This window comes from Oceanimonas aquatica, from assembly GCF_030732065.1.
Lineage (GTDB): Bacteria > Pseudomonadota > Gammaproteobacteria > Enterobacterales > Aeromonadaceae > Oceanimonas.
Genome location: NZ_JAVBHX010000002.1, coordinates 197,021 through 215,362, shown reverse-complemented (window position 1 = coordinate 215,362; position 18,342 = coordinate 197,021). Strand labels below are relative to the sequence as shown.

Below are 18,342 nucleotides of genomic sequence, written 5' to 3'. Positions count from 1 at the left end.
AGCTACGCCTTAAAAAGAAGAGGGTCGAATTAGTCCATTATGGCGTGGCACCGTTCACATTGCCACGCATGGCCCTGCTTACTGGTGAGCGCTTCACGAAAAAGTTGAGTAAAACACTTGTTTGAAAAAACGCAGCTCATCCACTAGCCTGACGAAGCCACCCCCGGCCTGCTTCCGGAGAGCTTATGCGGCCTTACCCTCACCTGTTTGCGCCCCTGGATCTGGGCTTTACCACCCTGAAAAACCGGGTGGTGATGGGCTCCATGCACACCGGGCTGGAAGAAGCGCGCGGCGGCTTTGACAAGCTTGCCGCTTTTTACCGAATGCGGGCCGAAGGCGGGGTGGGGCTCATCATTACCGGTGGCATGGCTCCCAGCCTGCGTGGCCGGCTTGCTCCGGGTACCGCCCAGCTGAGTTTTTGCTGGCAGCTTCGCCGTCATCGCAAAGTGACCGGGGCGGTGCACGAGGCCGGCGGTAAAATCGCCCTGCAAATTTTGCATGCCGGCCGCTATGCCTGGCATCCTCTTGCCGAGGCGCCATCGGCCGGCCAGTCTCCCATCAGCCCGTTCAGGGCCCGCGCCATGAGCCAGCGGCGCATTCGCCGCTGCATCGCCGACTTTGCCCACACCGCCGCCCTGGCCTGGCAGGCCGGTTACGATGGGGTGGAAATCATGGGCTCCGAGGGCTACCTCATTAACCAGTTTTTGTGTCCGCGCACCAACCACAGAACGGATGCCTGGGGTGGCAGCAGCGCCAACCGCCGGCGGCTGGCGCTGGAAATCGTGCGTGCCGTGCGGGCGCGGGTGGGAAAGGACTTTATCATTATCTTTCGCCTGTCCATGCTCGATCTGGTGGAGCAGGGCTCCAGCCTGGAGGAGGTCATTGCCCTCGGGCAAGCGCTGGAGCGGGCCGGGGTCACGCTCATTAATACCGGCATCGGCTGGCACGAGGCGCGCGTACCCACCATTGCCGCCAGCGTGCCCCGGGCCGCCTTCAGCTGGATCTCCGGGCGGATTAAAAGCGCGCTTACCGTGCCGGTGGTGGCCACTAACCGCATCAATACCCCGGAGGTGGCAGACGCGGTTCTCGCCTCGCAGCAGGCCGATCTGGTGTGTCTGGCCCGGCCTTTTCTGGCCGACGCCCGTTTTGTGGCCAAGGCCGCGGCGGGCACACCCGAGCGCATCAACACCTGCATCGCCTGCAATCAGGCCTGCCTGGACCGGGTATTTGACGGTAAACGGGCAACCTGCCTGGTGAACCCCTTTGCCTGTTATGAAACCGAGCTCAGGGTCACGCCCGCTGCGCTCCCCAAACGGCTGGCGGTGGTGGGCGCCGGCCCGGCGGGACTGGCCTTTGCCTGTACCGCCGCCGCGCGGGGCCACAGTGTGACCCTGTTTGAGCAGGGCGCCGACATCGGCGGTCAGTTCAATTTTGCCCGGCGCATTCCCGGCAAGGAAGAGTTCGCCGAAACCCTGCGTTATTTTCGTTATCGGCTCACCGAGACGGGCGTGAGCCTCAGGCTCAGTACGCAGGCCACCGTGAGCCGCCTGACGGACTTTGATGAGGTGGTGCTGGCCACCGGCGTGCGCCCGCGAACGCCGGCCATTGATGGCATCGATCATGTCAGTGTGCTGAGCTATCCGCAGGTACTGAGCGGGCAGACGAGGGTGGGCCGGCGGGTGGCCATTATCGGTGCCGGCGGCATTGGCGTGGATCTGGCGCAGTTTCTGGTGGCGGAGCCTGAGCCGTCATTGCCGGCCTGGCTGGCCGAATGGGGCATCGACAGGGCGTGCCTCACCCCCGGCGCCCTGATGCCGCCACAAAAGCCGGCGTCGGCACGACAGGTCTGGTTACTGCGGCGCAGTCCGGGGGAGCCCGGCCGGGGCCAGGGCAAAACCACCGGCTGGATCCACAAGGCCAGCCTGCGTCACCATGGCGTGCACTTGTGGGGCGGAGTGCGCTATTTGCACATTGATGACCAGGGGCTGCATCTTGAGCGCAACGGGCAAAGCGAGTGTCTCGAGGTGGATAACATCATTGTCTGTGCCGGCCAGGAGCCGGAGCGGACCCTGCAGCCGGTGCTGGAACGGGCGGGAATACGGGTACACCTGATCGGCGGCGCCGAGGTGGCCGCCGAGCTCGATGCGCAGCGCGCCATTCGCCGGGGTACTGAGCTCGCCCTGAGGCTGTAGAAGACTTTATGCCGTGGTCGCAGGCTGCTAAGGTAGCGCGGTCTCAAAACAGGAGTATCAAGATGGACGCACTGGAACTGTTACTGAATCGCCATTCCAACCCCCGGCTGGTGGCGCCGGCGCCCGCCGGCGAGCAGCTGAACACCCTGTTTCGCGCTGGCCTGCGTGCACCGGATCACGCCGCCCTGTGCCCCTGGGAATTTATCGTGTTTGAAGGCGAACAGCGCCGGGCCCTGGGTGACGTGCTGGCCGCCGCCGCGGAGGCCCAGGGAGAAAGCGAAGACGCCATCGACAAGGCCCGCAATGCCCCGCTGCGGGCGCCCATGGTGATCACCGTAGTGGCCAAGGTAAAAGAGCACGACAAGGTGCCGCGCCTGGAGCAGGAGCTGTCTGCCGGTTGCGCCCTGATGGCCATGCAGATGGCGGCCCAGAGCATGGGCTTTAACGGTATCTGGCGCACCGGCTGGTTTGCCTTTGACCGGGGGGTGCACCGGGATCTGGGCCTGGAGCAGCAGGATCAGATCGTCGGCTTCTTGTACCTCGGCACCCCGGAAGTGGCCGTGCGCAAGCTGCCCGAGCGGGATCCCGCCCAGTTCGTGCGTTACTTCGGGCGTTAAAAATGATAATGCCGGCAGCAGGCCGGCATTTTTGGCTTGGCGGGTTTAATCACCGCATATCATTTCACGTTTCACGCCTTCCCCCGGCCCTCCAGCGCCACCAGTGCTTCCGGGGTATTGAGGTTATAAAAGGCCTCGGCCTGATCACTGAAGTCCACCGGTACCAGCTGATGGTGTTCATACCACAGCTGCAGCTTGCGATCGCCGCCATCCAGGTAATTGCACAATGAAGGCAGCAGCGACTGGTGGATCAGGGCGGTGGCGGCGTGCAGCTGAGTGCCGTCGTCCACCACGGCAATTTGATCGTGACGGTGCACGGCGGCGCACAGCCGGGCCGCCAGATCGGCGGGCACCAGCGGGCTGTCGCAGGGTACAAACAGAACCCATTCGCTGGGGGCATGGGTAAGCCCGGCTTCAAACCCGGCCAGCGGACCGGCAAAATGGTAACCGTCATCGGGGATCACCGTGGCCAGCGCTCGATAATGGTCCAGGTTGCGGTTGGCATTGATCAGTACCCGGCCCACCTGCGGCGCAAGGCGCTCCAGCACATGGCTCACCAGCGGCCGGCCCCACAGGGGCAACAGACCCTTGTCGGCTCCCTGCATGCGCAGGCCCTGCCCGCCGGCCAGAATGACGGCAGTAATGTCTTTCGGATCCAGCATGGCCCCTTCCGTTTCAATGATTTTCCCATGAATTTTAACCTGTTAAGCCAGGCCGTGTGAGTACTCAAGTCACACAAAACGGGTATTTAATTGCTTGAGCCGGCCCGGCTTCGCTCCTAACATGGCAGGTTTTACGTCCTTTAAGAACAACAAGGTATAACAAACATGAGCACCCAAGCCGCCAGTGACGATCCCTTTTACGGCCGCCCCCTGATCGCCACCCTGGCGGTGATGGCCCTGCTGCTCGCCGCCGCCAACCTGCGGGGGGGTATTGTGGTGGTGGGCCCTCTGGTCGAGCAAATCCGTGCCAGCCTGGCCATCAGCGCCAGTGCCTTCAGCCTGCTGACCACACTGCCGTTGCTGTGTTTTGGAGTGATTTCCCTGTGTGTTCCGGCGCTGTCACGACGTTGCTCGCCCCAGGTACTGGCCATTGGCGGCCTGCTGGTGATAAGTCTTGGCGTCATGCTGCGGTTGCTGGACAGTTACGCCCTGGTGTTGCTGGGCACCCTGCTGCTGGGGGCGGCCATTGCCCTGCTTAATGTGCTGATCCCCGGGCTGGTGAAGGCGTTCTTTCCCCGCAAGGTGGGGCTGATGACCGGCCTTTACTCGGTGACCCTCAGCACCGGCGCCGGCCTGGGCGTCTATCTGGCGGTGCCGCTGCTGGAGCACTTTGGTCACTGGCATTATCCGGTCGCATTGTGGGCGCTGTTGCCGGTGATTTGCGTGCTGTTCTGGCTGCCCATGCTGAAGGTGAGTGGTGTGGGCCGTCCGGCCAACCCGGTGAGAGTCAGTCTTTGGCGAAGCAAAACGGCCTGGGTCATCACCTTCTATATGGGGCTGCAGTCGTTTTACTTTTATTCCATGGCCACCTGGTTGCCCAAAATCCTGCTGGAAAGCGGCCTTGACGCCCATGATGCCGGCACCGCCACGGCGCTAATCAACCTGGTGAGCATACCATTCAACTTTTTGGTCCCGATCCTGGCGGCACGCATGGTCAGCCAGCGCCGGCTGGTACTGGGAATTTTCCTGGCCTCCCTACTGGGTCTGGCGGGACTCTGGTGGCAACCGGCCAGCGCGCCACTGTTGTGGGCATCCCTGATTGGCGTGGGCTGCGGGGGGGCGCTCAGCCTGGCGCTGTCGTTTTTCGTGCTGCGGGCCGCCAATACCGCTCAGGCCACGGCCTTGTCGGCCATGGCCCAGAGCATTGGCTACCTGCTGGCGGCGGCCGGTCCGGCGGCGCTGGGGGTAATGCGTGATATGGAAGGCGCCTGGCAGGGGGCCCTGCTGCTGATGATGGTATTGCAATGGGTACAACTGGGGTGTGGCTGGTTTGCCGCCCGGCCGGTGAATGTGGTGCCCGATCAGGACAAATAATCCGCTGCTGTCGTGAACCGGCTACACTTTGCCGAAAAAAACGACAAGGAGCACGGAATGAAGACTTTTCCACTGGTATTGCCACTGCTGTGGCTGGGGCCGTCGCTGCCGGCCCTGGCTGAAGCCCCGCCGCTGCAACTGGCGGCGGAATATGCCCCTCATCACAATCCGGCCGACTACCTGGTGAGTGAAAAGCTGGACGGAGTCCGGGCCTGGTGGAATGGCCGGCAACTGGTATCGCGGGGCGGCCATGTCTTTGCCGCCCCCGACTGGTTTGTGGCCGGTTTTCCCGCCACGCCGCTGGACGGCGAACTGTGGCTGGGGCGGGGGCGTTTTGCCGAGCTGTCGGCGGTGGTTCGCCGCTTTGAGCCGGTGGAGGAAGAATGGCGTGATGTTCGCTTTATGGTGTTTGACCTGCCCGCCAGCGAGCTGCCGTTTTCTGCCCGGGTAACAGCCCTGCAACGCCTGGCCGCCACCCTGAACACCCCCTATCTGCGACTGGTAAAGCATCACTCCCTGACGGATGCTGCCGCCCTGGCGGCATTGCTCGACAAGGTGGAAAGCGAAGGCGGTGAGGGCCTGATGCTGCGCCACCGGCAAAGTCGTTATGCCCCGGAGCGCAACCAGGACCTGCTCAAGCTGAAGGGGTTTCAGGATGCGGAAGCCACCGTGTTGGCCCAGTTGCCGGGGCAGGGCCGGTTTAAGGGCATGATGGGATCCTTGCTGGTGGAAACGCCCGATGGCCGTCGCTTTAAGCTGGGCACCGGCTTCAGTGATGAGCAGCGACGCCAGCCGCCGGCGCCCGGTACCCGGATCACTTACCGTTACCGGGGTGAAACCGCCACCGGTCTGCCCCGCTTTGCCAGCTTCTGGCGAGTACGCCGGGAGCTGCCCTGACACTGGTGTGACAAACGTCACCGGAGTAAAGTGAAGGTATCTGTGTGAAGGAGGACATCGGTTTTGTGCTTGATGGCCATTGACTGGCAACCCGCCAGCGGCCACCTGCGGGTGCTCGCCAACCGGGATGAATTTCATGCCCGCCCCACGGCGCCCGCCGGCTGGTGGCCGGATTCTCCCGGCCTCTGGGCCGGTCGGGATCTGCAGGCCGGCGGCACCTGGCTGGGGGTGACTCGGGGCGGGCGCTTTGCCGCCCTCACCAATTTTCGTGAAGGCGCTCCGCAGTCCGGCAAGCGCAGCCGGGGTGAGCTGGTGAGCGGTTTTCTCGCCGGCGAGCACTCGCCTGCTGGCTATCTGCAGCGGGTGCTGGCCGAGGGTGAAGGCTATGCCGGTTTCAACCTGCTGGTGGGGGATCTGCTCAGCCGCGAGCTGCATTACGGTGGCAACCGCCCGGGCGGTGAGCCGCGTCCGCTGCAGGCAGGCATTTACGGTCTCTCCAATGGGCTGCTGAACACCCCCTGGCCCAAAACGGTGCGGCTGAAACGCGGCCTGGCGGCGTTACCGCACGACGATGACAGCGCCGCCCTGGCCTTGCTGAGTGATGCCACCATGGCGCCCGACGCCGCCCTGCCCGAGACCGGGGTGCCTCTTGAACTGGAGCGCCGGTTGTCATCGGTGTTCATCACCGGTGACAACTACGGTACCCGGGCCCAGACGGTATTGGTGGCTGAAAACGGCCAGGTGCGCATACTGGAGCAGGGCCGGGGAGCAGGAGGCAGCCTGCTGCACAGGCGGCAGGCCGACTGGCGGCTGGATATGCAGAGGACTGCCAACAGCCAACGATAACTGTTTTTCTTGGCTGTTGCTCAGGCCTTGGCCGCCGTGTTGTTCAAACAATAGATGGTGTCTTGATAGGCAATGTTCAGGCCTGCCGCTATGCTGAACAAAGCAGGTTTGATTTTTCTTTGGCACCCAACCCGCTTGAGGCGGCCATTTTGCCGGTCGCGCTGACAGGCAATCATATGTACCCATTCGACTTCAGGCCATCGCGTGCGCAGTCGCGCCATGAGGAACTGGCAAACGGCATCAGTCATGGTCTGGCGCTGGTTGCGATGATGTTTGGCACACCCTGGCTTATTGTGAATACGGTGCGTTACGGCAGTGCGGCCGATGTGGTGGGGGCCAGTGTTTTTTCCGCTACGGCGATGTTGCTGTATTTCTCCTCGTCTCTTTACCATCTGTTGCCGCCGGGCGGCGTCAAGCAGGTGTGCCAACGTATTGAGCATGCGGCTATCTTTCTGCTCATCGCCGGAACCTACACCCCATTTACCCTGGGCGTGCTGCGAGGGGGCTGGGGCTGGACGTTATTCGGACTGATCTGGGGAATGGCGGCTGCCGGTATTGTGCTGAATATGATGGCAAAACGCCCTCATCCGGTGGTGGCCACCGGTCTTTATCTGGTGATGGGATGGTTGATTGTGCTGGCCGCCAGGCCGTTGATGTCCGTCTTGCCTGCGTCGGGCCTGTGGTGGCTTGCGGGCGGCGGTCTGTTCTACACCCTGGGCGTGGTGTTTTTTGCCACCGATGCCAGGCTGCGCTTCGGCCACTTCATCTGGCACCTCTTTGTGATGGGGGGCACCCTGTGTCATTACTTTGCGATCCTGTGGTATGCGAGCTGAGCATGACCGGCAACCCATCGCCATGGCGGACGAACCACGTCTCTGGTGGGAAGTTCCGTTATGAAGGTTGATTTGAAAGTACCCTCCAGGACCACTCGATTGCCCAAAGCGCTGGTCGAGCGGCTGACAAATCCCTTTGCTCGTTTTGTGCGGGTTGAGACAACCGCCGGGGCCATGCTGCTGCTGTTCACCCTGGCCGCGCTGGTGATCTCCAATTCGCCCTGGGCCGCTTCTTTTGAGCATTTCTGGGAGTTGCCGGTGGGCTTGACTGCCGGACCGGTGGCGCTTGTCCGCTCCCTGCGTGAGTGGATCAACGATGGCCTGATGACGTTGTTCTTTTTTCTGGTGGCACTGGAGCTCAAGCGCGAGTGGGTGCTGGGAGAATTGAGCCGGCCACGGGTGGCGGCACTGTCGGTCGCTGCCGCCTTGGGGGGGATGCTGGTTCCGGCGATCATCTATCTGTTTTTTCAATATGCCCAGCCCGGCCAGCCGGGCTGGGGCATCGTTATGGCGACCGATACGGCGTTTGTGATCGGCTGCCTGGCCCTGCTGGGCTCGCGTATTCCTCAAAGTTTGCGCATGTTTCTGCTGTCGTTGGCGATTGTGGACGATATTGGCGCCATCCTGGTCGTAGCCATTGGCTACAGCAGTGACATCAACTGGCTGCTGCTGGCCTTGGCCGGGCTGGGCCTGTTGATGACAGGGGGCATGTCGAGGCTGGGTATTCGCGGTTTTCCGCTCTATGTTCTGATGGGCGGGCTTATCTGGCTCGTGGTGGATGCCTCGGGGGTACATGCCACCATTACCGGGGTCATACTTGGCCTGATGACGCCCGCTCGTCGTTGGGTCAGCGACACGCGTTTGTACGCGATTCTGAGCCAGGTGGTGGCACATCCCTCTGACAGCGAAGGCAGTGGAGGCGGACATACCAAGGACAGGGAGACCCTGAAGATGGCAGAAATGGCCGCTCGTGAAACCCTGTCACCGGTAGAGCGGCTGGAAATTGCGCTGCACCCCTGGGTGGGATTTGTCATCATGCCCCTGTTTGCCTTTGCCAATGCCGGGTTGGCACTGTCTTTAAACCACCTGGGGGGGCCGGTGACGCTGGCGGTGTTTATGGGGTTTGTGCTCGGCAAGCCGGCAGGGATTTTGCTGTTCAGCTGGCTGGCGTTGCGGTTGCGCATTGCGATTCTGCCACCCGGGCTCAGCTGGCCTCTGCTGGCGGGTGGAGGTTTGCTCGCCGGTATCGGCTTTACCATGGCGTTGTTCATCGCCGACATGGCGTTCGATAAGAGTCTGATCGACAGCGCCAAGCTGGGGATTTTTCTTTCTTCCGTGTGTTCGGCCCTGGCGGGGCTGGCGGTGTTGCGCTGGTGGCCGGCTCGGGGCTGAGCCTCCATCGGGAGTCCGTACCGAAAGCTGGCGAGTCTGGGCATCCCCCTCTAGGCTTGCTGGCTGGCGGCCTGAGCATAAAAAAGCGGACCCCTTGAGGTCCGCTTTTTGTTATCTGCGGCGGTTTACACCAGCTCGCGGTTTTCCTTTTTGGCGGCGACCACGTCTTTCCAGACGCCGCGGCAAATCATGATCAGCACCCAGAGGGTGAGGGCGGGCCAGATCAGAATGTAGGCCCCCAGGGTCAGTTCGTTCATATCAGGACTCCTTGGCAAGGTCGGCGGATTTGATGGCCGCCGGGGCGGCGTGGTCAACACTGTCGTCGTAGTTGCCTACACGCTCTTTGATCAGCTCAAAGTCGAACTTCTGGTTATCCATCAGGCTCATCAGCACGCACACCAGGGTGCTCACGCCGTAGGCCACCAGCGAAGACAGCAGTACCGTATATTCCCGCAAAAAGCCGGTGGCAAAGAACATCAGCGCCACACCGGCGAGAATGCCGGCCATAAAGCCGATGCGCTTGCCCAGAAAACCGAACGCCATCAGGCCGATAACCACACCACCGCCGATGCTGGCGAGCAGTTCAAAGACGAGGGCGACCGCGCCGGTCATGGGCAGCAGCTCAAAGCGGGCCACGCAGAACAGCACCAATGCGGCCAGCACCGAGGTGGTAAAGGCGCGGTTGGTCACCCGGTTCCAGAAGCAGCTGGCGATCACCGGGAACACAATGGCGCCCCACAGTGCTCCCACGAACACCAGCATCACCAGAATGTCGAGGGAGAAGCTGGCGAACACTATGCCCAGCATGGTGGCTACTATCATGGTCAGCCGGCCGATAAACAGCATGCGCTTGGGATCGGCCTTGCCCTTGGCAATGTTCTTGCCGTATACGTCGGCCATCACGATGGCGGACAGGGCGGACAGATCCGAGTCGGCGGTGGACGACAGCGAGCCGATCACCAGAATAAAGAACAGACCAATAAACACCGGCGGCAGGTAGCTGGATACCATCTGCGGGATCAGGTTGTTCATATCGCCGTTCAGGGGTTCAACCCCGTTGGTCAGGGCCATCAGGCCAATCATGCCCAGGCCAATCACGATGGCGCCGTACCCGAGAGTGGCGGTGAGGAAGGTGGGCTTGATGTGCTTTTCGTTAACCGCAAACAGCCGCTGGGAAATGGTCTGGTTACCGATGGCATAGGCCAGCACCGCCACAAAGTAGGGCGCGCCCTGATGCAGAATGGCGTCGGTCGAGAACAGGTTGGCCTGCTCGGCGGTGAGGTTGTCAAAGCCGTTCATGACCTCGGCCGGGCCACCCATGGCAAACAGCACGGCGGGAATAATCACCACGGCAATGGCCATCAGCGCAATCAGCTGGGCAAAGTCGGTGAGCACGGAGGCGCGAAAGCCCGACCACAGGGTGTAGCTGAGTACGCCCACGCCGGCGATGATCACCCCGGTCTGGAACGACAGCGGCGACAGCACAGACACCAGGGCCCCGGCGGCGGTAAAGTTCACCATCAGGCTGATGATGCTGCCCAGCAGGTTGGAAAAGGCCAGGATCAGCTGGCTGGACGAGCCGTGACGGGCGTGGATCACTTCCCCCAGGGTATGGGCATTGGGCGCCAGGGCGCGAAAGCGCCGGCCAAAGGGATAGATGAACAGGATCATCAGCGCGCCCCACAGGCCGTAGTGCAGTGGCCCGGATACACCATAGGTATAGCCCGAGGTGGCGGCGGCATAGAAGGAGGCGGCCCAGATCCAGGTGGCGGTCATGCTGGCCGCACCCATGCCAAAGCCAACGCTGTGGTTCGATACCATAAAGGCGTCGGTGTCTTCCTGCTCCTTCTTGATGAAGGTGGTGATCAGATAGGTTCCGCCGTAAAAGGCGGCCAGCAGCAGCAACACTGTGGTGCTGGAAAATTGATAGAGTTCCAAGTTCATCTCCCTGTCTTGCGAGTGAAACACAGACAAGCGCCGGCAGTGTCGCCAGAGGCGATACGCGGGGCGCAAATTGGACGACCTGGCTAGCGGCAACGGACGTGTGGAACCGGTAAAAACGGCTCGGCAAGGGCAAACAAGTTGATTCTGTTTGGCGGTGAAGCGATGCGCTTCTATAAGACGTTGGCGTTAGCCTGGTATTGTGCGGTCGACGGCACGAAAGCGTGCGTCAGGGTAAAGCTTCTATGGCGCCCATCATAAGGCGTGCACCTCCTCAAATTGGTTTGACCAGCGTTGAACGCTTAATACCTTAACGAGTGAGTCAGGTAATGTCCACCCTTTCACTGGCCGCAAAACCGCGCTTTCGGTATAATCCGCGCTCCCCCAGATCCACCAGATATATGCTGAACGTTGTTGAACAGGAGTAGTCATGCAAGCAAAAGTTGCCGTCATCATGGGCTCGAAAAGCGACTGGCCCACCATGCAGGGCGCCGCAGAGATCATGGACAAGCTGCAGGTTCCCTACACCGTGGAAGTGGTGTCGGCGCACCGCACCCCCGACAAGCTGATGGAATTCGGTGAAAAGGCCGTGGAGCGCGGTTACCAGGTGATCATCGGCGGTGCCGGTGGTGCCGCCCACCTGCCGGGCATGGTGGCGGCCAAAACCCGCCTGCCGGTGCTGGGTGTGCCGGTACAGAGCAAGGCCCTGAGCGGCCTCGACAGCCTGCTGTCCATCGTGCAGATGCCCAAGGGCGTGGCCGTGGGCACCCTGGCCATCGGCACTGCCGGTGCTTTTAATGCCGGCCTGCTGGCCTGCCAGATGCTGGCCAACAACGACGCCGAGCTGGCCGAACGGTTGGAAGCGTTCCGCAACGAGCAAACCAGCACCGTGCTGGGCAGCCCCGACCCGCGGGAGGACGCATGAGCCGTATCTGGGTACTGGGTGCCGGCCAGCTGGGCCAGATGCTGAAACACGCGGGCATGCCCCTCAATCTGGACGTGCGTCCGGTTGATATCGAGTCTGAAGAAACCTTTCCGCTGGAAGCCCATGAAAAGGTGACCGCCGAGCGCGAGCAGTGGCCCGAAACCGCCGCCACCCGCCAGCTGGCGGCACACCCGGCGTTCGTTAATCTGAACACCTTTCCCATTCTGGCCGATCGCTACACCCAGAAGTCACTGATCGACAAGCTGGGTCTGGCCACCGCGCCCTGGCGCCTGGTAGAAACCGACACCACCGCCGAGGATCTGCACGCGGCCCTGGGTGAGCGGGTGTTGCTCAAGCGCCGCACCGGGGGTTACGACGGGCGCGGCCAGCACTGGCTGCGGGAGCCGGGCCGGGACGAGATTCCCGACGACTGGCACACCCAGGCCATTGCCGAGCAGGCCATCGACTTTGACGAGGAAGCCTCCATCGTCGGCATGCGCGGTGAAGACGGACAGTGCTATTTCTATCCGCTGACTCTCAACCTGCACGTGAACGGCATTCTGCTGGGCTCGGTGTCGCCCCTGGCACGCCTGGCGCACCTGCAGGAAGAGGCCGAACGCATGCTCGGCACCCTGATGAACGACCTCGACTACGTTGGTGTCATGGCCATGGAGTGCTTTCGAGTGGGCGATCACCTGCTCATCAACGAGCTGGCGCCTCGCGTGCACAACAGCGGCCACTGGACCCAGGCCGGCGCCAATATCAGCCAGTTCGAAGCGCACCTGCGCGCCGTGGCCGGTCTGCCGCTGATTGCCCCGACCGTCAAGAACACCAGCGTGATGGTGAACCTGGTGGGCACCGAGCGCAACGACGACTGGCTGTCGGTGCCCGGTGCCGAGCTGTACTGGTATGGCAAGGAAGTGCGCCCGGGCCGCAAGGTAGGGCACATCAACTTCTGCCTGAGCAATCCGGTTGATACCAGGGCGGCCCTCGACAAGCTGGAGCCCATGCTGCCCGCCAGTTATGGCATAGTGCTCGACTGGTTGCGCAGCCAGCTGAACTGAGCCTGCCGTCGGTAGCATGCCAAAGCCCCGCCTTGTGCGGGGCTTTTTGTTTTTGCACGCACCGTGACCCCGGTCGCTACTGCATTCCGTGAGTCTGTCTGCCAACTCCTCAAATTGATATGCTGAGTTAACACTCTAAATGCACGGATAACAACATGGTGGCAATGGCCTGGCGCAAGCATAAAGGGTTGATGTGGATAGCGGTGGTGCTGGCGGTGGTGGTGTTCTGGCTGTGGCATGGCCGGGTGTACCAGGCCGCCGATCAGGCCCCGGCGCCCGCTCCGGCGAGCCCTGAGTCCGAGTTCCGGCTGCAGGTGCAACCCATGGCTGCCGAACCTTACCATCCTCAGGTGGTGGTACAGGGCCAGCTGCAGGCGGTCCGGCAACTGGTGGTGCGCGCCCGGGTGGAGGGCACTGTGGAGCGTGTGCCTGCGCTGGGCCGAAGGATGAGTGCCGGCGAGGAACTGCTCAGGCTCAGTGTGGATGACCGCAAGGCCAGCCTGGCCCGGGCCGAGGCCGAACGCGCCTTGCGGGTAGCCGAGCTGGCGGCGGCCGAGCGGCTCAAACGCCAGGGCCTGCTGGCCGAAACCGACTACCTGCAGCGCAAGTCTGCCGCCACCCAGGCCGAGGCGGTCCTCACTCAGGCCCGGCTGGCGCTGGACTACAGCCGGCCTGCCGCGCCCTTTGCCGGCACCGTGGATGCCCACCACGTGGAAGCGGGGGATTACGTCAAGGCCGGTGACGCGCTGCTGCATCTGGTGGATGCCAGCGAGATGAAACTCATGGCCCGTGTACCCCAGCAACAAGTGAACGGGCTGGCGCCGGGCTTGCCGGTGACCGCGGTGCTGCTGGATGGCCGCACGCTTGAGGGCACCCTTACCTTTGTGTCCAGTGCCGCCGATGAAGATACCCGCAGCTTTGCGGTGGAAGCCCGCTTTGCCAACCCGCAGGCGCTGCGTCTGGCGGGGGTCAGCGCCGAGCTGCGCATTGCGCTGCCGCCGCGCCCGGCACACCGGTTGTCGCCGGCACTGCTGGCGCTGGACGAGCGCGGCCGGCCCGGGGTGCATGTGGTGGATGAACACAACCGTCTGCAACTGGTGCCGGTGACCCTGCTGGCCATTACACCGAATGCGCTCTGGGTCGATGGCCTGCCCGAGCTGGCTCGCGTGGTGACCCGGGGCGCCGGCTTTGTGGCCGAGGGCGAGACGGTGGCGGTGCGGGAGTTGGCCGAATGAGGGCCTTGATTGAAGCCGCCGTTTACCGCAGCCGGGCGACGCTGCTGGCCTTTGTGTTCCTGCTGTTGGGCGGGGTGGGGGCCTACCAGGCGATTCCCAAGGAAGCCAACCCCGACGTCACCATTCCCATGATGTATGTGTCCATGGCGCTGGAAGGCATCAGCCCGGAAGACGGCGAGCGCCTGCTGGTACGGCCCATGGAGCAGGAGCTGCGTACCCTGGAAGGGGTGAAGAAAATGACCTCCACCGCCAGCGAGGGTCATGCGGCTGTGATGCTGGAGTTTGACGCCGGCTTTGATCCCCGGCAGGCATTGCAGGAGGTGCGGGAAAAGGTCGACTCGGCCCGCAGCGAGTTGCCTCAGGAGGCGGATGAGCCGGTGGTGCACGAGATTAACGTGGCGCTGTTTCCGGTGTTGTCGGTGGCGCTGTCGGGGCCATTGGCGGAAAGCGAACTGGTGACGATCGCCCGGCGCCTCAAGGATGAAATAGAAGGCATTGCCGAGGTACTGGAAGTGGACATCGGCGGCGATCGCGAAGATTTGCTGGAGATCCTGGTCGACCCCCAGGTGCTGGATGGCTACGGCATCGACTATACGCAATTATTTAATCTGGTGTCCCGCAACAACCGGCTGGTGGCCGCCGGCAGCCTGGACACCGGCGCCGGCCGGTTGGCCATCAAGGTGCCGGGCGTCATTGAAGATCTGGACGATGTGCTTGGTCTGCCGCTCAAGGTCAGCGGAGATACAGTGGTGACCTTTGGCGATGTGGCCACGCTCAGGCGCACCTTCAAGGATCCCGCCGGCTTTGCCCGAATCAACGGTCAGCCCGGTCTGGTGCTGGAGGTGAGCAAACGGGCCGGCGCCAACATCATCGAGACCATCGACGAGGTCAAGACGCTGCTGGCGCAAGCCCGGCCGCTGCTGCCCGAGGGCGTGAAGATCGACTACATCATGGATCAGTCCACCCAGATTGAAACCATGCTGTCGGATCTGCTCAACAACGTGCTCACCGCCGTGGTGCTGGTGCTCATTCTTATTCTCGCCACCATGGGCGCGCGTTCGGCGGTAATGGTGGGGCTCACCATTCCCGGCGCCTTTCTCACCGGCATTCTGATCATCTGGGGCATCGGCTTTACCATGAACATTATCGTGCTGTTCTCGCTGATCCTGGTGGCGGGCATGCTGGTGGATGGCGCCATCGTGGTGAGCGAGCTGGCCGATCGCCATCTGCATGAGGGCCAGAGTCCGAAACAGGCCTGGATCAACGCCGCCCATCGCATGAGCTGGCCGGTGATCGCCTCCACCTTTACCACCCTGGCGGTGTTTGTGCCGCTGTTGTTCTGGCCCGGTGTGGTGGGGGAGTTTATGCAGTACCTGCCCGCCACCGTGATTATCTGCCTGCTGGCGTCGCTGGCCATGGCGCTGGTGTTTTTGCCCACCATGGGCGGACTGGGCCGGATCGATCGCCAGCCCAAAGCCCCCGTGGTGGTGCCCGGGCTTGCGCGTTACCGTGCCTTGCTGGCCCGGCTGCTGCGCCGCCCCGGGCTGACCCTGGCCGGCACCCTCGGGCTGATGGCCCTGGTCTACGCCGGTTATGCCCGCTTTAACCACGGCGTGGAGTTTTTTCCCGATATCGAGCCCGACAGCGCCCAGTTGCAGGTGCGGGCCCGGGGGGATCTGTCGGTGTATGAAAAGGATGCCCTGCTGCGCGAGGTGGAACGCCGGCTGGCGGGGCTGAGCGAGGTGAAGGCACTTTATGCCCGCAGCTTTGCTATGGTAGACAACCAGCGCGGCAATGATGTGATTGGCGTGCTGCAGTTTCAGTTTATCGACTGGTATTTGCGCCGGCCCGCCAGCGCCATTCGGGAAACCATGCTGGCGCGTACCACCGACATGCCCGGGGTGGTGCTGGAGTTTCGAGAGCAGCAAATGGGGCCGGGGGGCGGCAAACCGGTGGAAATCCGGCTGTCGGGCAGTGACAACGAGACGCTGAGCATCGCCACCGACCGCGTGCGCCATGCCATGAATGAGCTGGGCGGCTTTGTCGACATTGAGGACGATCGCAGCCTGCCGGGCATTGAATGGCGGCTGCGGGTAGACCGGGAAGCCGCCGCCCGTATGGGCGCCGATGTGCTCAGTGTGGGCAATGCGGTGCAGCTGGTGACCAACGGTCTCAGGCTCGCCAGCTACAGGCCGGAAGACGCCAGCGACGAGGTGGACATTCGCGTGCGCCTGCCCCGGCACTGGCGCTCGGTGGATCAGCTTTCGCGCCTGACCCTGAACACGCCCCGCGGCCAGGTGCCGCTGAGCGAGTTTGTGACCCTGACCCCGGCGCCCAAGGTGGGCACCCTGCACCGGGTGGATGGCCGGCGCACCGTGACCATCAAGGCCGACATGGCCGAGGGGGCTCGCCTCGATGAGCGGCTGGCGGCGCTGCAGCAGTCCGGGGTTGAACTGCCAAAGGGCGTGGCATTCATCGTGGCCGGGGAAGATGCGGATCAGCGGGAAGCGGCGCAGTTTCTGACTACCGCCTTTGTGGTGGCCATTCTGCTGATGACGCTGATTTTGGTGACCCAGTTCAACAGCCTGTACCAGACCGCCCTGGTGCTGTCGGCCATCGTGTTTTCCACCGCCGGCGTGCTGATGGGGCTGCTGCTGAACGGCCAGTCGTTTGGCATTGTGATGGTGGGCATGGGCATCATCGCCCTGGCGGGTATCGTGGTGAACAACAATATCGTGCTGATCGACACCTTCAACCAGCTGCGCGCCGATGGTCTGAGCCCGGTGGAGGCTGCGTTGGAAACCGGTTGTTTGCGTCTGCGCCCTGTGCTGCTTACCGCCATCACTACCGTGCTGGGGCTGATGCCCATGGTACTGGGGGTGAATGTGGACCTGCTGACGCCTTCACTGGGGCTGGGCGCGCCGTCCACCCAGTGGTGGACCCAGCTCTCCAGCGCCATCGCCGGCGGCCTGGCCTTTGCCACCCTGCTGACCCTGTTGCTCACCCCCTGCATGCTGGTGCTGGGGGCAAGCCGGACGGCGGTGAGTAGTAAGGAGTGAGGGGAAACTGTGTCATGCGAAGCGAGATAAGTACCGTCACTTCAGCGAAGGCCGGGGTCCAGGGCGGGTTACTCGGTAGCCTGCAGAATGGATTCCGGCTCGAAGGCCGGAATGACAGAGGTAGACTGCAAGCCTAATCTCGTCCCTTTAACCCAGCTGTGCCAGCTGCTCACTCCAGGGCGTGATATCGCCGATATGCTCGGTGACCCAGTCGGCGTTGTAGTAGGTGTCGAGGTAGCGCTCGCCGCCGTCGCACATCAGGGTCACCAGAGAGCCGGTTTTGCCGGCTTTTTGCATTTCCTGCGCCAGTTGCAGCACGCCCCACAGGTTGGTGCCGGTAGAGCCGCCGGCCTTGCGGCCCAGCATGCGCTCCAGCCAGTGGATGGTGGCGATGCTGGCGGCGTCGGGCACCTTGATCATGTGGTCGATCACCTCGGGCAGAAACGAGGCTTCCACTCTGGGGCGGCCAATGCCTTCAATACGGCCGCAGGCCTGGCTGGTGAGGCTGGCATCCTGTTGCATGAAACTGTCAAAGAACACCGAGTTTTCCGGATCCACTACCACCAGCCTGGTGTTCAGGCCGGCATAGCGAATGTAGCGACCCAGAGTGGCCGAGGTGCCGCCGGTGCCGGCGCTCATCACGATGGCCTCGGGCTCGGGGTGGGGCTCTTCTGCCAGCTGGCGAAAAATGCTTTCGGCAATGTTGTTGTTGCCACGCCAGTCGGTGGCCCGCTCGGCGTAGGTGAACTGATCCATGTAGTGGCCTCCGGTGTCATGGGCCAGCTGCTCGGCGGCGGCATACACCTGGGAGGCGTGATCCACGAAATGACAACGGCCGCCCAGGCGCTCCACCTGAGCGATTTTGCTGCGGGTGGTGGAGGCCGGCATCACGGCGGTAAAGGGCAGGCCCAGCAGCTTGGCGAAATAGGCTTCCGATACTGCCGTGCTGCCGGAGGAGGCTTCCACCACATGGGTGCCTTCGCGCACCTTGCCGCTGCAGATGGCATGCAGAAACAGCGAGCGGGCCAGCCGGTGCTTGAGGCTGCCGGTGGGGTGAGTGCTCTCGTCCTTCAGATAGATATCAATGCCGTTCAGGGCGGGTATGTCCAGCCGGTAAAGGTGCGTATCCGAGGTGCGCAGCTGATCGCTGGAAAGAATTTTAAGGGCGGTGCGGGTCCACTGGCTCATGAGAAGGCGTCCGAGAAAAAATGAGGTAATGAGTAAAATTGTATTCTCTGTTCTCGAAAATCGTTTTCTCTTGTTTCCGGCCTGAGCGATAATTTTGGAAATAATTTTCTCTCATTG

The 18,342-nt window shown here is 62.7% G+C and carries 15 protein-coding genes; 11 read left to right on the top strand and 4 right to left on the bottom strand.

All coding sequences use genetic code 11. From position 1 onward, the window contains the following. Positions 1–185 precede the first annotated feature (185 nt). The gene (locus tag Q9290_RS04100) at positions 186–2,192 is read left to right on the top strand and encodes an oxidoreductase (protein ID WP_306078370.1); all 2,007 of its coding nucleotides are present in this window, start codon (positions 186–188) and stop codon (positions 2,190–2,192) included. Between the two features lie 62 nt (positions 2,193–2,254). Next, positions 2,255–2,809, top strand: a complete 555-nt coding sequence (locus Q9290_RS04095; protein WP_306078369.1) for an NAD(P)H nitroreductase — start codon at positions 2,255–2,257, stop codon at positions 2,807–2,809. 71 nt (positions 2,810–2,880) lie between these two features. On the opposite strand, the gene mobA is transcribed toward Q9290_RS04095, so the two are convergent. After that, positions 2,881–3,471, bottom strand: a complete 591-nt coding sequence (gene mobA, locus Q9290_RS04090; RefSeq protein ID WP_306078368.1) for a molybdenum cofactor guanylyltransferase MobA — start codon at positions 3,469–3,471, stop codon at positions 2,881–2,883. Positions 3,472–3,636: 165 nt separating this feature from the next. Here mobA and Q9290_RS04085 point away from each other — a divergent pair, with 165 nt between their 5' ends. The 5 genes from Q9290_RS04085 to nhaA all read left to right on the top strand — a co-directional run bounded on the left by Q9290_RS04085 (position 3,637) and on the right by nhaA (position 8,813). After that, positions 3,637–4,845: an MFS transporter gene (locus Q9290_RS04085; protein WP_306078367.1), complete on the top strand. Its 1,209-nt coding sequence runs from the start codon at positions 3,637–3,639 to the stop codon at positions 4,843–4,845. A gap of 57 nt (positions 4,846–4,902) precedes the next feature. Further along, complete coding sequence (locus tag Q9290_RS04080; RefSeq protein WP_306078366.1) at positions 4,903–5,742, top strand: DNA ligase; 840 nt, start codon at positions 4,903–4,905, stop codon at positions 5,740–5,742. Positions 5,743–5,814: 72 nt separating this feature from the next. Beyond that, on the top strand, positions 5,815–6,588 hold the full coding sequence (locus Q9290_RS04075; RefSeq protein WP_306078581.1) for an NRDE family protein: 774 nt from the start codon (positions 5,815–5,817) through the stop codon (positions 6,586–6,588). A gap of 62 nt (positions 6,589–6,650) precedes the next feature. Next, entirely contained in the window at positions 6,651–7,421 is a 771-nt protein-coding gene (trhA, locus tag Q9290_RS04070; protein WP_306078365.1) for a PAQR family membrane homeostasis protein TrhA, read from the top strand. Positions 7,422–7,520: 99 nt separating this feature from the next. Further along, positions 7,521–8,813 carry a Na+/H+ antiporter NhaA gene (gene nhaA / locus Q9290_RS04065; protein ID WP_306078364.1) on the top strand — a complete coding sequence of 431 codons (1,293 nt, stop codon included), beginning with the start codon at positions 7,521–7,523 and terminating at the stop codon, positions 8,811–8,813. 125 nt (positions 8,814–8,938) lie between these two features. Here nhaA and Q9290_RS04060 read toward each other — a convergent pair whose 3' ends face one another. Then, the gene (locus tag Q9290_RS04060; RefSeq protein ID WP_306078363.1) at positions 8,939–9,070 is read right to left on the bottom strand and encodes a putative transporter small subunit; all 132 of its coding nucleotides are present in this window, start codon (positions 9,068–9,070) and stop codon (positions 8,939–8,941) included. Between the two features lies 1 nt (position 9,071). Beyond that, a complete protein-coding gene (locus Q9290_RS04055) occupies positions 9,072–10,757 on the bottom strand; it encodes a sodium:solute symporter family protein (RefSeq protein WP_306078362.1) in 1,686 nt (561 codons plus the stop codon). A gap of 427 nt (positions 10,758–11,184) precedes the next feature. Here Q9290_RS04055 and purE point away from each other — a divergent pair, with 427 nt between their 5' ends. The 4 genes from purE (at position 11,185) to Q9290_RS04035 (ending at position 17,037) form a co-directional block, all read left to right on the top strand. Further along, the gene (purE, locus tag Q9290_RS04050; RefSeq protein WP_306078361.1) at positions 11,185–11,679 is read left to right on the top strand and encodes a 5-(carboxyamino)imidazole ribonucleotide mutase; all 495 of its coding nucleotides are present in this window, start codon (positions 11,185–11,187) and stop codon (positions 11,677–11,679) included. After that, positions 11,676–12,743, top strand: coding sequence for a 5-(carboxyamino)imidazole ribonucleotide synthase (purK, locus tag Q9290_RS04045; RefSeq protein ID WP_306078360.1), 1,068 nt, complete (start codon positions 11,676–11,678; stop codon positions 12,741–12,743). Before purE ends, purK begins: the two co-directional genes overlap by 4 nt. Before the next feature lie 155 nt (positions 12,744–12,898). Then, positions 12,899–13,978: an efflux RND transporter periplasmic adaptor subunit gene (locus tag Q9290_RS04040; RefSeq protein ID WP_306078359.1), complete on the top strand. Its 1,080-nt coding sequence runs from the start codon at positions 12,899–12,901 to the stop codon at positions 13,976–13,978. Next, positions 13,975–17,037 (top strand): efflux RND transporter permease subunit, encoded by a 3,063-nt coding sequence (locus Q9290_RS04035; RefSeq protein WP_306078358.1) that lies wholly within the window; start codon positions 13,975–13,977, stop codon positions 17,035–17,037. The genes Q9290_RS04040 and Q9290_RS04035 overlap by 4 nt, the downstream gene beginning before the upstream one ends. Before the next feature lie 147 nt (positions 17,038–17,184). Here Q9290_RS04035 and Q9290_RS04030 read toward each other — a convergent pair whose 3' ends face one another. Then, entirely contained in the window at positions 17,185–18,225 is a 1,041-nt protein-coding gene (locus Q9290_RS04030; RefSeq protein ID WP_306078357.1) for a PLP-dependent cysteine synthase family protein, read from the bottom strand. Between the last annotated feature and the right edge of the window lie 117 nt (positions 18,226–18,342).